This is a genomic window from Amycolatopsis sp. lyj-90 (assembly GCF_046549035.1).
Lineage (GTDB): Bacteria > Actinomycetota > Actinomycetes > Mycobacteriales > Pseudonocardiaceae > Amycolatopsis.
This window is the reverse complement of record NZ_JAJPWP010000008.1, coordinates 277,514-292,647: the sequence shown is the minus strand read 5'-3', so window position 1 is coordinate 292,647 and position 15,134 is coordinate 277,514. Positions and strand designations below refer to the sequence as shown.

Sequence of the window (15,134 nt, the reverse complement as noted above, 5' to 3'; positions counted from 1 at the left end):
GAAGGCCCCCATCCTGTACCTAGGCGCAAGGATGGGGGCCTTCACGTACTTGGACTACGGGTTCATCGCGTAGGCACCGGAGAGGTCCCGCACCAGCGACCACACGTGGTCGAAGCGGGCCGCGTCCACGACGGGCTTACGGATCGAGGCCAGCGCGAGCGCCTGCTGCGCCTCGGTCGAGGACGACTTCCCGTGCAGGTCGATCGCGGCGACGCTGAAGTCCTGCACCAGGACACCGAAGATCTGGTCGACGACCTCGGTCTCGATCCCGGTGATCTCCGCCTGCTCCAGCACCAGCTGCCCGTAGACGACCAGCGTGAACAGCTCGGTCAGCGCGAGACCGAAGTCGAGGTCCTGCTGCTGCGCCTCGTCCGGTGTGGCGTCGGTGAACAGCTTCACCAGCGACTCGGCCTGCTCGGTGAACCGCGCGACGTTGGGGATCGCGGACGCCTTGGCGTAGGCCTCGCGCCAGTCGTGGAACCGCACCTTGGACAGCCCGCGCGCGGGGCCCTGGCGGAACAGGAATTCGTCGTCGGCCGCGTCGGAGCGCGTCGGCACCGGCTCGTAGGCCTGCGGCGCGAACAGGTACGCGGGCACGAACTTCGCGATCAGCGCGAGGTTCACCGCCACCGTGCCTTCCAGCTTCGGCAGGCCGTCGATGTCGTTCTTGGCCATCGCGAGGTAGGTGTCGGTCTCGAAACCCTTGGCCGCCACCACATCCGCGACCAGGCCGATGACCTTCTGCGCCTCGGTGGTCACCTTCATCTTGGTGATCGGGTTGAACAGCAGGTACCGGCGGTCGTCCGGGTTCGCGCTGCGGAAGTAGTCCACGGCACGGTCGGAGAACAGCTTCATCGCGACGAGCCGCGCGTACGCCTCGACGAATTCCCGGCGCACGTGCGGGAAATCGGTGACCTTCTTGCCGTAGAGCTCACGGTTGTGCGCGTGCGTGATCGCCTCGTACAGCGAGTGCGTCGACATGCCGATGCCGCCGAAGCACAGGTTGAACTTGCCGATGTTGACCGTGTTCAGCGCCGCGGAGAACGCCTCGGCGCCGACGTGCAGAATGTCCTCTTCGGACACCGGGTAGTCGTTGAGCTCGAACTCGGCGACGTACATCTGCGACGGCACGACGTTCTTCACCACGCGGTAGTTCGGGTGTTCCGAATCCGCGTAGAAGAACACGTACTGATCCGGGCCCTCGACACCGTCGATGCGGCCGAACACCGACACGGTCCGCGCGCAGTTCCCGTTGCCGATGTAGTACTTCGACCCGTTCGCGCGGTAGCCGCCGCTGCCGTCCGGGGTCAGCACGAGGTCCGACGAGTAGATGTCGGCGCCGTGCTCCTTTTCGGACAGTCCGAACGCGGCGACACCGCCGGCCGCGAGCGAGTCCGCCGCGCGTTTGCGGGCGGCCTCGTTCGCGCTCTGCCACACCGGGCCCAGGCCGAGGATGGTGACCTGCCACGGGTACCAGTAGTTCAAGCCGTAGAAACCGAGGATTTCCGACAACGCCGCGACCCGCGCGGTGTCCCAGCGCTTGTCGGGGTCGCCCTCGGCGTTGGCGCCGGGAGTGAGGAACGTCGAGAAGAGGCCTTCCTTGCCCGCGAACTCGATGAAGTCCGCGTAGAAGGTCCGCTCGTGATAGTCCTCGGTGAGCTTGCGCTTGCCACGCTGTTCGAACCACTCGATGGTGGAACGCAGCAGGCGACGCGTCTCCGGGTCGAACTGCCGTGGGTCGTACCCACCCGGGTTCAGCAACAACGCGGTCGCCTTTTCGCTCATCGTCACTCCATGGTCGCCGAAGTTACTACTCGGTAACCGTAGCGCGCCGCCTCGCCGTCCGGCCACCGAACTCGACCGAAGTCACCTCCCCGTGGTCGTTCCGCAGGAAGCGGGCGGTGGCCGCGCGAGTGTCGGCGGCCGGGGCGATCGCGTCGTCGGCGACGAAGACGGCCTCGAACGGAGGCGGCGACGGGAAGTCCTCGACGTCGGCGACCATCTGGGCCCAGAGTGCGCCGTCGCGGTCGGTGACCTCGAACGCGAGCTGCCCGGTCTCGTAGCGGCCGGTGTACTGGGCCGGCGACGGCGTCGGCCGAGGTGGCAGGCTCGCGACCGGGGGCAGGCCGACCAGGTTTTCCAGGCACCAGTCGACGACCTTCCGGCCCAGCGCCGCACCACCCGCGCTGTTGGTCAGCACGGTGACCGCGAAATCCGCCTCCGGCAGCGTGACGAACTCCGAAAGCTGCAGGTTGCTGACGTTGCCGCCGTGCCGCACGAGCCGGGCGTCCCCGTGGGTGGTGTGCAGCCAGCTCAGTCCGACCTCCTCGAACCGCAGCGCCGCCTTGCGCTGCGGTGCCCGCATGAGGTCACGGGTCGCGGCACTGAGCGGCGGCTCGCCCACCGACTCCCCGGTCAGGAAGAATCGGGCCCACTTCAGCTGGTCGGCCGCGGTGGACCACATGCCTCCGCTGGCGCTGTCCGCGCGCGTCAGGCCGACGGTGTGCGCGACGGCCTGCTCCACGTGGCCGACGGCGTGACGCCGGGTGAGCACCTCCCACGGCAGGTAGTACGACTCGGTCATGCCGAGTGGCTCCAGCAACCGGGTGCGGACGAAGTCCTCGAAGGTGCGGCCCGAGACGACCTCCGCGACGCGGCCCGCCAGCTGGAATCCGGCGTTGCAGTAGGAGAAGACCTCGCCGGGCGGGAAGATCTGCGGCAGGTCGCCGAACTGCTCGACGGCCAGGGTCAGTGCGTTGTCACCCCAGCCGGTGTCGAGGTCGACGTCGCCGAGGAACCCGGCGGAATGCGTGAGCAGATGCCGCACCGTCACCGTCTTCTGCGCCACGGGATCGGCGAGCTCGAGTTCAGGCAGGTATTCGGCGACCGGCTTGTCCAGGTCCAGCGCGCCCTCTTCGACCAGCGACAGCAACGCGGCCGCGGCGAACGTCTTGCTCGTCGAGCCGATCATGAACAGCGTTCCGGGGTCGACCGGCAGTCCGGTGTCCACACTGGACACCCCGGTGGCGAACACCGATTCTCCGCCCTGGTGCCACACCCCCACCACGGCACCGGGGACACCCGCTTCCCGCGCCCCCTCGTCGAGCAGCCCCTGCAGTTCCCGCACGTCCGACACCCGTGTCCCCTTTCGTCCCGCCCAGCGTGGCACCGTGACGAGGCCGGGGACTAGTGGAAACCGACGAACATCGGCCGCCCGCTTCGTCGGTTCCGGCTAGCCGCGACCGGGGTGCGGGCGATATCACGTAGCCCGGGAGATCACGACCAAGTACACTGGTGTTGCGGTCCGCTCAGTTCTGCCTCGGGCCGCGTTTCGTTGTCGAATGACCACGCGCCGCGACCCCCGAGGTCTGCGCCGGGCAGGACAACCGTTCCTATTCTTACGGAGACACCAGGGCGCACACGCGCCCATACGCTTATGAGCACACCTACTTTCACCGAACTCGGCCTGCCCAAGACCCTCGTGGACTCACTCGCCGAGCAGGGCGTCACCAGCCCGTTCCCGATCCAGGCCGCCACGCTGCCGCATTCGCTGGCCGGCCGGGACGTCCTGGGCCGCGGCCGCACCGGCTCCGGCAAGACCTACGGCTTCGTGCTGCCCGTCCTCGCCCGGCTCGCCGCCGGCCCGACGCGCCGCCGTCCCGGCCGCCCGCGCGCGCTGGTGCTGGCGCCGACCCGCGAACTGGCCACCCAGATCGAGGCGTCGTTCCTGCCGCTGGCGAAGCCGCTCGGTCTCAAGGTCACCACCATTTTCGGCGGCGTGAGCCCCAACCCGCAGATCACCCGGCTGCGTGACGGCGTCGACATCGTCGTCGCCTGCCCCGGCAGGCTCGCCGACCACATGCGCTCGGGTGAGGCGAAACTCGACCACATCGAGGTCACCGTGCTGGACGAGGCCGACCACATGGCCGACCTCGGCTTCCTGCCCGACGTCCGGCGCATCATGTCCGAGACCCCGGAGCGCGGGCAGCGGCTGCTGTTCTCCGCGACCCTCGACGCGGGCGTGGACGTGCTGGTCAAGCGCTTCATGCACGACCCGGTCACGCACAGCGTCGACTCGGCCCAGTCGCCGGTCTCGACCATGCAGCACCACGTGCTGCACCTGGAAGAGACCCACCGGCTGCCGGTGCTGATCGACCTCACCGCCGCGCCGGGCCGCACGCTGGTGTTCACCAGGACGAAGCACCGCGCCAAGCAGTTGACGCGCAAGCTCATGGCCTCCGGCGTGCCGGCGGTCGAACTGCACGGCAACCTCGGCCAGACCGCGCGCACGCGCAACCTGGAGGCATTCGCCTCCGGCGCGGCGAAGACGCTGGTCGCGACCGACATCGCCGCCCGCGGTATCCACGTCGACGACGTCACGCTGGTCATCCACGCCGACCCGCCGGTCGAGCACAAGGCGTACCTGCACCGCTCGGGCCGCACGGCCCGCGCCGGGGCGTCCGGCACCGTCGTCACGCTGATGACCGACGCGCAGGTCGGCGACGTCCGCGACCTCACCCGCAAGGCGGGCATCAAGCCGACCACGACGCAGCTCGGCCCCGGCCACCCGCTGCTGTCGAAGCTGGCGCCCGGCGAGCGTTCGTTCACCGCGTCGCCGCGGCGGCCGATCGTGGACACGCGCCCGAAGAAGGTCACCGCCGGTGGCGAGGCCATCCGCGGCAAGGGCGAAGAAGAAGAGCGCCCCGCCAACCGGGGCACCAGGACCGGTCGCGGTCGTGGCCCCTCGGCCGGTGGCCGGGGTGCTTCCGGCGGCGGACGGGGCCGTGGCGGCTCCTCGGAAGGCCGTTCGCGTCAGCCGAGGACCGAAGGCGACCGCCGTGGCGGCGCCTCCGCGGGTCAGGGCCGTCGTGCGGCCGAGACCACCGGGCGTCGCGAAGGCGCGCCCAAGGGCGGCGGTCAGGCCCGTCGCGGGGCCACCGACTCCCAGCCGCGCCGGGGTGGCGCCTCCGCCGGTGCCTCGAAGTCCCAGTCGCGCACTCAGTCCGGCGGCGCTCCGGCCCGCCGTGGCGGTGCCGCCGCGTTCTCCGCGGGCACCCGCGCGGGTGGCCGCCGCTCGCGCTAACGCGTGATCAACGACGTGATTCGCGTGATTGAGGCCGTAACTCGTGAGTTACGGCCTCAATCACGCTAGTGCGGGGTTCAGGCACGCGAGTCACGCTTTTGCGGCGGCGCGGGCCGCGGCGGCCGCCCGGCGCTCTTCGAAACGCGACGCCTGGGTGTCGAGGCCCTTGAGGAACTGGTCGAGCTCGTCCCGCGCCTTCTCCCCCACCTCGCCGAGCCCTTCCAGCTCGAAGACCTTCCACTGCCGCAGCAGCGGCCAGATCACCTCGTCGTGATGGATCCGCAGGTCGTAGATACCCGCCTTCGCGATCAGCGCGGCCTTCCGCACGAAGCTCGGGATCACCGCGCCCGGCATCTGGAACTGGACGACCTCGTCGGTGATGGCCCGCATCATCGCGTCGGGTGAAAGCTGCAGCGACGCCTGCACCAGGTTCCGGTAGAAGATCATGTGCAGGTTCTCGTCCATCGCCACCCGCGCGAGCAGCTTCTCGCACAACGGATCCTGCGTGTACTTGCCGGTGTTGCGGTGCGAAAGCCGCGTCGCGAGTTCCTGGAACGACACGTACGCGAAGACGTTCAGCAGTGCCTTGTCGCCGCTGTCGTACCCGGCCTGCATGGTCTGCATCCGGGCCCGCTCCAGCTCGACCGGGTCCACCGCGCGCGTCACCAGCAGGTAGTCGCGGATGCAGATGCCGTGACGGCCTTCTTCCGCGGTCCAGCGGTGCACCCACGTGCCCCACGCGCCGTCGCGGCCGAAAGCCCGCTCGATCTCGCGGTGGTAGCTCGGCAGGTTGTCCTCGGTGAGGAGGTTGACCTCCAGCGAGGTCCGCGCGATCGGCGACACCCGTGACTGCTCGGGATCCCAGGGCTCACCGCCCAGTTCGGCGAAGTTCTTGCCCTCGCTCCACGGCACGTACTCGTGCGGCATCCATTCCTTGGCGACCCCGAGATGCCGGTTGAGGTTCTCCTCGACCGTCCCTTCGAGCTCGAGCATCAGCCGGGTGCTTTCGGGGACCGCCATGCGTTCGTCCTTCCGGGACAACGGAAAACGTCTACCTACGACACCGTAACTTACGGTGCCGTAGGTGGACCAGGCACGGAAGGTGAACTCACAACCTGCGGCGGTCCGGTGTGACCTCAGGTCGCCGGGACCGCCGCGAGCTTCGGCACCAGCTGCTCGATCGCGTAAGGGATGCTCAGCACCGTGTTGAACGAGATCGCGGCCCCCACCGGCGGATTGTCGTAGGTGATGAACAGATCCCGCTTTCCGGCCGAGACCTTCAGCTTCCCGTACACCGGATCCGCCCGGACCCTGGCCTCCGCGCCGGTGTCGGAGTTCAGCCACACCAGGCGATCCGCGTCGAACAGGTCGAACCGTTCCGAGGTGACCTCGACGACGTTCTTCGCCGGGTCGCTCTCCGCCTTGACCGGCTCGAAGGGCCGGAAGCCCAGCTCGGTCATGAAGATCATCTTCGGGTCGGTCGTGGTGAACGCCGAGAACTTGCCCGCCTCGAAGGTGTCGGCGACGACCATCGACAGCTTCGCGAACTCGGGGTGCTCCGCCCGCGCCTTGGCGAACCGCGCGTCGATTCCCTTGATCAGGTCTTCGGCCTTCTGCGCGAGCCCCAGCGCGCGCCCCACCATCCGCGTCATCTCCTGCCACGGCGCCGCGTAGTCCTCGTACTTCGGCGGCTGCGCGACGACGGGGGCGATCTGCGAGAGCTTGTCGTACTGCTCCTTCTTCATGCCGCTGTACTGGGCGAGGATCAGCTCCGGTTTGAGCGCGGCGATCTTCTCGAGGTTGTAGTCGTCGCGCTCGCCGACGATCTCCGGCTGCTTGTCACCCCAGAGCGCCTGGGTCCACGGCCACTTCCCGTACGGCCTTTCCTTGAACCAGTCGACGGCGCCGACCGGCCGGATCCCCAGCGCCAGCACCGCGTCGTGATCGGACAGGCCGAGCGTGACGATCCGCGACGGCTGCTTCTCCACTGTGGTCGAACCGTATTTGTGCTCGACGGTCACCGGGAAGGTGCCTCGCGCCTCCGGCGGGACCAGGGTCTCGTCGACGGACGGCGAAGACCCGCATCCGGCCACCAGCAAGGACATCATCAGCGCGGTCAGGATCGCCTTGACCCGCACACCCAAATCGGACATGCGGGTAAGGCTAGCCTGGCCAAAGTCCTAAAGGGACGCCGTGAGACCACGGGCACGCAGGACCGAACGTTCCAGCGGGCGGAACACCAGCAACTCGATCCCGACGCCGACCAGCAGGATCAGGAAGATCGCCGAGATCACGCCTTCCATGCTGTTGAACGACGAGCCCTCGTTCAGGTACGCGCCGAGGCCCTTGCCCAGCGCCGGGGACAGCGCGATCAGCTCGGCGGCCATCAGCGAACGCCACGAGAACGCCCAGCCCTGCTTGAGCCCGGCCAGGAAACCGGGCAGCGCGGCGGGCAGCAGGATGTGCCGGGCAGCGGACAGCCTGCTCGCCCCCATCACCTGCCCGACCCTCGGCAGCATCGGCGGGATCTGGTCGATGCCCGAGACGAGGCCGTTCGCGATCGAAGGGACCGAGCCCAGCAGGACGACGAAGTAGATCGAAGCGTCGTTCAGCCCGAACCACAGGATCGCCGCCGGCACCCAGGCCACCGACGGAAGGCTTTGCAGCCCGGTCAGGAACGGCCCGACAGCGGCGCGGACCAGCCGGACCTTCGCCACCAGCAGGCCGAGCGGGGTCCCGATGACCACGCCGATGAGGAAGCCCAGCGCGGCGCGGTGCACCGACGTCCAGACGAACTCGAAGATCTCGCCGGTACTCGTGATGTCGACGAGTTCGTCCCACACCGCGAGCGGCGAGGGCAGCATCGTCTCGGGCCAGAACGCGGCGGCCCAAAGAATCTGCCACACCACGACTAGTAGGACCAGGAAGAGCAACGGCGGCACGAACCCGCGCAGGAACCGCTTCCCCCGGCTCTCCCGGCGTTCGCCGGTGGGCGTGTCGAGCGAGTCGAGCCCCGCGCCGACGGCTTCGTCGGCCTCCTCCGCCGCGGACACTTCAGCGTCGGGGCGGTCAAGCCGCGGCATGGGTACTGATCACCTCCCGGAGGTGACCGGTGATCTCCAGCGTCAGCTCTTCGGCGTCGGCGGCCTGGACGTCGCGCCATTCCCGCACGACCCGGCCCGGCCGCGACGAGAGCAGCACGACCCGCTGGCCGAGCCGGACGGCCTCGCGGACGTCATGGGTCACGAACAGCACCGAGGTGCCGGTGCTGCGGTAGACGCGCAGCAGTTCGCCCTGCAGGACGTCGCGGGTGATGGCGTCGAGCGCGGCGAACGGCTCGTCCATCAGCAGCAGCGACTGCTCCGGGTCACCGCCGACGCGCAGGGTCGCGGCCAGCGCCCTGGCGAGCGCGACGCGCTGCCGCATCCCGCCGGACAGTTCGTGCGGCCGCTTGTCGCCCGCGCCGCCGAGGCGAACGAGTTCGAGCAGTTCGGCCGCCTTCTCGCGGCGCTCGCTCCGGCCGAAACCGGCCAGGCGCAGCGGAAGTTCCACATTGCGGGCCGCGGTCAGCCACGGCATCAGCGCGGCTTCCTGGAACATCACCGCGGGCCGGGAGGTTTCGAGCGTGATCGAGCCGGACGTCGGCTGGTCGAGACCGGCGACCAGGTTCAGCAGCGTGCTCTTGCCGCATCCGGACGCGCCGAGCAGGCAGACGAACTCGCCGGGGGCGACCGTCAGGTCCATTCCGTCGAGGGCCACGACGGCGCGGCCGGTCGGGCCGAACGCCTTCCGGACCCCGTCCAGGCGCACGGCGACACCGGTGGACAGGCCAGGCTCCAAGGTGGTCGTCATCGCTGATCCCCTCCGGTCACTTCGTCAGCCCGGGCGCGTCCACGCCGGGCTTGCCCTGCTCCTTGAGCACGGCGTTGAGCGGGCCGAAATCGGCGAACCCCTTGAGGTCCACCGCGGACTTCACCACGCCCGCGGTCACCGAGTCCTTCGCGAGCTGGGTGAAGGTCGACGCCACGGGGTCGATGCCGAGTTCGATACCGGAGAACGCGCGGTCGAGGACGGCTTCGTTCAGTGTGCTGCCCGCGAGTGCCTTGAGTTCTCCGTTGACCACCTTCTTCGCCTCGGCGGGGTTGGTCTTCGCCCAGTCGATGGCGGCGAGTTCACCCTTGAGGATGGCGGTGACGGTCTCCGGGTGCTGCTGCAGGAATTCGCTGCGGACGATCACGACCGTGGTCGGGAACTTGCCTTCCGGCCACAGGGTCTTCTCGTCCAGGAGGACCTTCGCGCCCGCGTCCAGCACCAGCCGCGAGGACCACGGCTCCGGCAGCCAGCCGCCGTCGAGCTCGCCCTTCTTGAAGGCGTCGAAGGTCTTGGGGTTGTCGAGGTTGGTGATCTTGACGTCGGGCAGCTTCTTCTCGGCGATGAACTTCTTGAGCGCGACGTCCTGGGTGTTGGCCAGCGACGGCGTCGCGATGTTCTTGCCGGTGAGCTGCTCGGGCGTGGTGATCTCGGGCTTCACCACCAGCTGCGCGCCGCCGGTGACCGCACCGGAGACGAGCTGGATGGCACCCTTGGACTTGGTGAAGGCGTTGATCGCCGGTCCGGAGCCGATGAAGGCGATGTCGAGCGAGTTGCCGAGCAGCGCGTTGACCTCTTCGGGTCCCGCGTTGAACGTCTGGGTGGTGAGCTTCGTCGAGCCGAGCTCCTTGGCGAAGAAGCCGTTCTTGACCCCGATCAGCGCGGGCGCGTGCGTCACGTTCGGGAAGTACCCGACGCGCACCTCGCCCGCGGCGCCCTGGCTCTTCTGCTCCGGTGGCGCCGCGGCGTTCTCCGCGCGTGAACACCCCGCGATCCCACCGGCCAGGGTCAGGGCGGCGAAGGCCGCGGCCAGCAAGCGGGTTCTGTGGTGGGTGCTCACGGGGTTGTCGCCTTTCGGGGGATACAGCTCAGCCTCGGATGGTGGCCGCGAGAGTGACATGTCCGGCCGATTGACTGCATCGCCATCCGCATGACGGGATTAATCCTGCGAAACCTTGACACCAGACGAGACAGGTGTTCCACATGTCAGGACAGACGTCCCATGACCGTGACGCCCGATCGGGCGTCCTCCCGGTGTAACGGTCCGGGCCGAACGGGCGAATCACGCTTAGTGGTGAAGCACCCTCGGACCGTCGCGATGGCGGGCGTCCTGACGGCCGGCATCGGGCTGGGCGTACTGGCGATGACGCTCAAGATCGCCGACGGCACGCACACCGTGCTCGACACCACCCTGTCGACGACGACCGGGTTCCTCTTCCTGCTCGCCGGCGCCGTCGCGCACGTGCGCCGCGCCTCGAACCCCATCGGCCTGCTGATCGCGCTGGCCGGGCTCGCGCTGTTCGCCGAGGACCTGCAGTTCGCCGGGGACCCCCTCGCGCACACCGCCGGCCTGGCGCTGACCGCCGCGTCCAGCCCGGTGATCGCGCATCTCGTGCTCGCCTTCCCGCACGGGAAACTCCGGTCCCGCTGGGAGCGTGTCCTCGCCCTCTCCGCGTACGCCGTGGTCTTCGGCTCGGCGGTACTCGGCCTGCTGGTCAACGACGATCCGAAGAACCTCGCCGCGATCGCGGCCTCCCCGGAGGCCGAGCAGCTGGTCAAACGGCTGCTCGAACTGGTCGGCGCGCTGATCGGCGGCGGCGTCGTCGTGGTGCTGCTCTATCGCTGGCTCGCCGGTCGGCTTCCGCAGCGGCGGCTGCTCTCCCCGGTCGTCGCGATCGCCGTGATCGGCGCGGTGAGCACCACGGTCGGCAGCGCGCTCGGCTCCGGGCATCCGGTCTCCGAACCGCTGCTGGACGTGTACCGGATCTCGTTCTGCCTGTGGCCGCTGGCGTTCCTGATCGGGGTGCTGCGGGCGCGGGTCGGCAACGCGGAGATGATCCGGCTCCTGCTGGAACGCGACGGCTCGGGGCTGGCCGCGCTCGTGCAGGACGACGAGGTGTGGAAGGACAGCAGGTCGATCGACGCGCTCAACGCCGCCGCCGGGCTGGTGCTGGACAACCAGCGCCTCACCGCGGAACTGGAGGAGCGCCTCGTCGAGGTCCAGGCCTCCCGTGCCCGCATCGTGGCCGCCGCCGACGACGAGCGGAGGCGCGTCGAACGGGATCTGCACGACGGGGCGCAGCAACGCCTGGTGAGCATCGTGCTGCTGCTGCGCATGGCCGAACGCCGGCTCGGCGACGAGCTGACCCCGGCCGTCGCGGCCCTGCTGAAGGGCACCATCGACGAGCTGCAGGCCACCGTCACCGAACTGCGCGAACTCGCGCGCGGGCTCCGGCCCCCGATCCTCACCGAGGCCGGGTTGATCCCCGCGGTCCGGTCGCTGCTGGACCGGATCCCGCTCGCGGTCGACCTCGAGGAGGCGGACGTGCCCCGGCTCAGCGGCGCCGTGGAGGCGACGGCCTACTTCGTCGTCTCGGAAGGCGTCACCAACGCGCTGAAACACGCGCAGGCGCGGGAGGTCCGCGTGCGCATCGGCGTCGAGGAGGACGGCCTGCGGGTGGACGTCCACGACGACGGCACCGGAGAGGCCGACATCGACGGCGGCTCCGGGCTGCACGGCCTGCGCGACCGGGTCCGCGCGCTCGGCGGTGAGCTCACCGTCCTCGGCGAGCCCGGTACCGGCAGCACGGTTTCGGCTGTGATCCCGATGGACGGCTAAGCGAGGCCGCGGATCGCGCGCGCGGGCGGGCGCGTGCCCTGGATCGACGCGACCATCTCCACCACCTGCCGGGTGCGCTTGACCTCGTGCACCCGGAACACCCTCGCGCCCTCGGCGACCGCCCAGGCCGTCGCGGCGAGGGTGCCGTCGACCCGCTCCGCGAGTTCCACGCCGAGCGTCTCCCCGACGAAGTCCTTATTGGACAGTGCCATCAGCACCGGCCAGCCGGTGTCGGCCAGTTCCCGCGCGTGCCGCAGCAGCGCCAGGCTGTGCCAGGTGTTCTTGCCGAAGTCGTGGGTCGGGTCGATCAGCACCCCCTCGCGCGGGACACCGAGCGCGACGACCGCTTCGGCGAGGGCCGTCGTCTCCGCGACGACCTCGGCGACGATGTCCGGATAACGCACCCGGAACGGGCGGGTGCGCGGGACGGCGTTCCCGGTGTGCGAGCAGACGTACCCGGTGCCGAACTCCGCCGCGACCTCGGCCAGCTTCGGATCGGCTCCCGCCCAGGTGTCGTTGATCAGGTCCGCGCCCGCCTCGGCCGCGCGCCTGCCCACCTCGTGGCGCCAGGTGTCGACGCTGATCACCAGGTCGGGGTGCAGTTCGCGGATCCGCTCGACGAACGGGACCACCCGCCGGATCTCTTCCTCGACGTCGACCTCGGCACCGGGACCGGCCTTCACCCCGCCGATGTCGACGATGTCCGCCCCCTCCTCCACCGCCCGCGCGACGGCGGCGAGCGCGTCCGGGTCGGCGAAGGTCGCGCCCTTGTCGTAGAAGGAATCAGGGGTGCGGTTGACGATCGCCATGACCAGGGCCCGGTCCCGGGCGACGCGGCGGCCGCGGAAGGTCAGCTCGTTCACGTACCGATCGTAGGCGAGCGGGCGGCCTCGCGGAGAGTGCCGCCCACCGGGACCGTCCCGGGCAGCGGGAAGGGCCGTTGACTCGCCACCGAAAAGGCGGGTAGACGTTGTCCTGCAAGGAAAGTTCAGCCGGTGTCCCCGCGCAGGAAGGGCCTCGCATGTCCCCGGATCCTCTTCGCACGGCCCGGCTGACGCGGCGCACGATGCTCGCCGGGACCGCGGGCGCCCTCGGCGCGCTGGCCCTGCCCGGCACGGCGAGCGCGACTCCGGTCGACTGGTCCCGCGCGGTCGTCGACTCGACGATGAAGCGCTTCACCCCGGCCACCCTCGGCGGCTGGGGCTACACCCGCGGCCTCTACCTCTACGGCCAGTACCTCGTGTACCGGCGCACCGGCGAGCGGCGCTACCTCGACTACATCCTCGCCTGGTACGACCGGTTCGTCACCGAAGGCGGGATCGCAAGCGGCTTCACCAACCTGGACGCGATGCGCTCCGGGCAGATGTTCCCCTTGCTGTACACCGAAACCGGGCAAGCGAAGTACAAGACCGCGGCGGAACAGCTGCGCGGACGGTTCCCGTCCTATCCCCGGACGTCCGACGGCGGGATGTTCCACGCCACGAGCAAGACCGGGCAGTTGTGGGCGGACGGCGTCTACATGGCGCAGCCGTTCCTGGCCCTGTACGGCAAGACCTTCGGCGATCCCGGCTACTGCTACGAAGAGGCCGCGAAGAACGTCATCGTCTACTTCGACAGGCTCAAGGAGCCCGCCACGGGCCTGCTCTACCACGCCTACGACGAAGACGGCTCGGAACCGTGGGCTTCGGGCGACGGGCGGCATTCGAAATTCCACTGGGCCCGCGCGATCGGCTGGCTCGGGATGACGGCGATCGACCTGCTCGAAATCCTGCCCGGCGGCCATCCGCGCCGGAAACGCCTCGTGGAGGTCGTCAAGTTCCTCGCGGCCGGTTACACCCGGTGGCAGGACCGGGCCTCGGGCCGCTGGTTCCAGATCGTCGACCGGGGCGGCGATCAGGACAACTGGCTGGAGACCTCGGCGTCGGCGATGTACACCTTCCTGCTCTCGCGCGGCGTGGAACGCGGCCATCTCGGCCCGGAATACCGGCCGGTCGCCGCGAAGGGCCACCGCGGGGTCCTGTCCCAGATCTCGGCCGGTGCCGATGGATTGGCGGATATCAAGAACATCTCCGAGGGTACTAACGTCGGTGACACCGCGTATTACTACGCGCGTAAGCGCAACACCAACGATTTCCACGGTCTCGGTGCGTTCCTCATCATGAATGAGCAACTCGCTTTTCCCGGGCGGTGCAGGGTATTGACCTGAGGCGCTAACATCGCGTGCTGCGACGCCCACTCCCAGGAGGGACGACCGGATGCGCGAGACGCCGCCCCAGGCTTCTTATACCCGGCTCGAACTCGGTGACACCAGCACGATCTCGGTAGGTGTGACGGTTTCCCCGCACATCTCGCTGGTTTCGATGCTCGTCGAGGTCGTCGGCGGGTACGACCGCGGCCTGCCCGCCCCCTGGCGACGTCAGGTGGGTTCGGCGATCCCCGAGCAGGGCTACCGCGCCGCGAGCGCGCTCGCCCGCCGGGGGACCTCTGTCCAGCCGGACTTCATCGTGCCGATCAGTCCCACCGAGGACGCCGCGGCCGCCGCGCAGACGGAAATGCTGCGCGACCTGACCGAAGCCGACGTCCACAAGGGCCTGGAAGAGGTCTTCGGCGACCGGTTGCCCGCGCAGTGGCGGCAGGCCGCCGACCATCCGAGACGCTGGGTCGCCTCGCTCGCGGACGCCTTCACCGCGACCCGGCTGGCGACCGAAAACCTGTGGACCAAGGCCCGCCCCCTGCTCGACCGCGAGATCGAACGCATCGGCGTCGCCTCCGTCCGCGGCGGGACCGACGCGGTACTCGGCCTGCTGCGGCCCCATTTCCGGTTCAGCAACGGCTCACTGCTGCTGCCCGACGCCGAACCGGCTCGGTACACCGCCCGGGGCCGCAAGCTGATCCTCGTCCCGATGCTCGCCGGCTGCCGGTCGGTGGTGTCCAACTTCGACGAAGAGGACACCATCTGGATCGGCTACCCGCTGCCGGGACTGGACGGCCTGCTCGAGAACGGCAAGCCCGAAACACCCCCCGGCGTCGACGGACTCGACCTGGTGGTCGGCGCCCACCGCGCGAAACTGTTGCGGCACTTGGGAAAACCCGCGCGCATGGGCGAGATCGCGAATCTCCTGTCGTGTGCCGCGAGTACCGCGACCTATCACTGTGAGCAGTTGGTCTCGGCTGGTCTGATCCAGCGGCACCGCGAGGGTCAGGTCGTCCTCGTCGTCCGGACGCCTCGCGGTGACGCGCTGGTGGACCTGCTGTCCTGACTCGTGAGTGGTAAGGACGGTTAGCTCGTCGCGCGATCACCGACCAGGCCGACCTCGGTCCAGGTGGTCGTGAGTGGCATTT

Annotated in this window: 12 protein-coding genes; 4 read left to right on the top strand and 8 right to left on the bottom strand. The window is 69.4% G+C overall.

The window, feature by feature from the left end:
* Nucleotides 1-54 precede the first annotated feature (54 nt).
* Together ACLJPX_RS30250 and ACLJPX_RS30245 are read right to left on the bottom strand one after the other, a co-directional pair.
* On the bottom strand, nt 55-1,785 hold the full coding sequence (locus ACLJPX_RS30250) for an acyl-CoA dehydrogenase (protein ID WP_410603875.1): 1,731 nt from the start codon (nt 1,783-1,785) through the stop codon (nt 55-57).
* Between the two features lie 25 nt (nt 1,786-1,810).
* Complete coding sequence (locus ACLJPX_RS30245) at nt 1,811-3,136, bottom strand: serine hydrolase domain-containing protein (RefSeq protein WP_410603873.1); 1,326 nt, start codon at nt 3,134-3,136, stop codon at nt 1,811-1,813.
* A 300-nt stretch (nt 3,137-3,436) separates the two neighbouring features.
* On the opposite strand from ACLJPX_RS30245, the gene ACLJPX_RS30240 reads away from it, so the two are divergent.
* Nucleotides 3,437-5,083, top strand: coding sequence for a DEAD/DEAH box helicase (locus ACLJPX_RS30240; protein WP_410603871.1), 1,647 nt, complete (start codon nt 3,437-3,439; stop codon nt 5,081-5,083).
* A 90-nt stretch (nt 5,084-5,173) separates the two neighbouring features.
* On the opposite strand, the gene ACLJPX_RS30235 is transcribed toward ACLJPX_RS30240, so the two are convergent.
* From ACLJPX_RS30235 to ACLJPX_RS30215, 5 genes are all read right to left on the bottom strand, one after another.
* Complete coding sequence (locus tag ACLJPX_RS30235) at nt 5,174-6,103, bottom strand: acyl-ACP desaturase (protein ID WP_410603869.1); 930 nt, start codon at nt 6,101-6,103, stop codon at nt 5,174-5,176.
* A gap of 116 nt (nt 6,104-6,219) precedes the next feature.
* A complete protein-coding gene (locus tag ACLJPX_RS30230; protein WP_410603867.1) occupies nt 6,220-7,236 on the bottom strand; it encodes an iron-siderophore ABC transporter substrate-binding protein in 1,017 nt (338 codons plus the stop codon).
* 27 nt (nt 7,237-7,263) lie between these two features.
* Nucleotides 7,264-8,166 carry an ABC transporter permease gene (locus ACLJPX_RS30225; protein WP_410603865.1) on the bottom strand — a complete coding sequence of 301 codons (903 nt, stop codon included), beginning with the start codon at nt 8,164-8,166 and terminating at the stop codon, nt 7,264-7,266.
* On the bottom strand, nt 8,153-8,935 hold the full coding sequence (locus ACLJPX_RS30220; RefSeq protein ID WP_410603863.1) for an ABC transporter ATP-binding protein: 783 nt from the start codon (nt 8,933-8,935) through the stop codon (nt 8,153-8,155). The genes ACLJPX_RS30225 and ACLJPX_RS30220 overlap by 14 nt, the downstream gene beginning before the upstream one ends.
* A gap of 16 nt (nt 8,936-8,951) precedes the next feature.
* On the bottom strand, nt 8,952-10,013 hold the full coding sequence (locus tag ACLJPX_RS30215; RefSeq protein WP_101612967.1) for an ABC transporter substrate-binding protein: 1,062 nt from the start codon (nt 10,011-10,013) through the stop codon (nt 8,952-8,954).
* 258 nt (nt 10,014-10,271) lie between these two features.
* On the opposite strand from ACLJPX_RS30215, the gene ACLJPX_RS30210 reads away from it, so the two are divergent.
* The gene (locus tag ACLJPX_RS30210; RefSeq protein WP_410604065.1) at nt 10,272-11,792 is read left to right on the top strand and encodes a sensor histidine kinase; all 1,521 of its coding nucleotides are present in this window, start codon (nt 10,272-10,274) and stop codon (nt 11,790-11,792) included.
* On the opposite strand, the gene folP is transcribed toward ACLJPX_RS30210, so the two are convergent.
* On the bottom strand, nt 11,789-12,655 hold the full coding sequence (folP, locus tag ACLJPX_RS30205; RefSeq protein WP_410603861.1) for a dihydropteroate synthase: 867 nt from the start codon (nt 12,653-12,655) through the stop codon (nt 11,789-11,791). The two genes, ACLJPX_RS30210 and folP, sit on opposite strands and share 4 nt — an antisense overlap.
* A gap of 158 nt (nt 12,656-12,813) precedes the next feature.
* On the opposite strand from folP, the gene ACLJPX_RS30200 reads away from it, so the two are divergent.
* Together ACLJPX_RS30200 and ACLJPX_RS30195 are read left to right on the top strand one after the other, a co-directional pair.
* Nucleotides 12,814-13,998: a glycoside hydrolase family 105 protein gene (locus ACLJPX_RS30200; protein WP_410603859.1), complete on the top strand. Its 1,185-nt coding sequence runs from the start codon at nt 12,814-12,816 to the stop codon at nt 13,996-13,998.
* A 49-nt stretch (nt 13,999-14,047) separates the two neighbouring features.
* Complete coding sequence (locus ACLJPX_RS30195; protein WP_101612964.1) at nt 14,048-15,052, top strand: winged helix-turn-helix domain-containing protein; 1,005 nt, start codon at nt 14,048-14,050, stop codon at nt 15,050-15,052.
* The last annotated feature ends 82 nt before the right edge of the window (nt 15,053-15,134 follow it).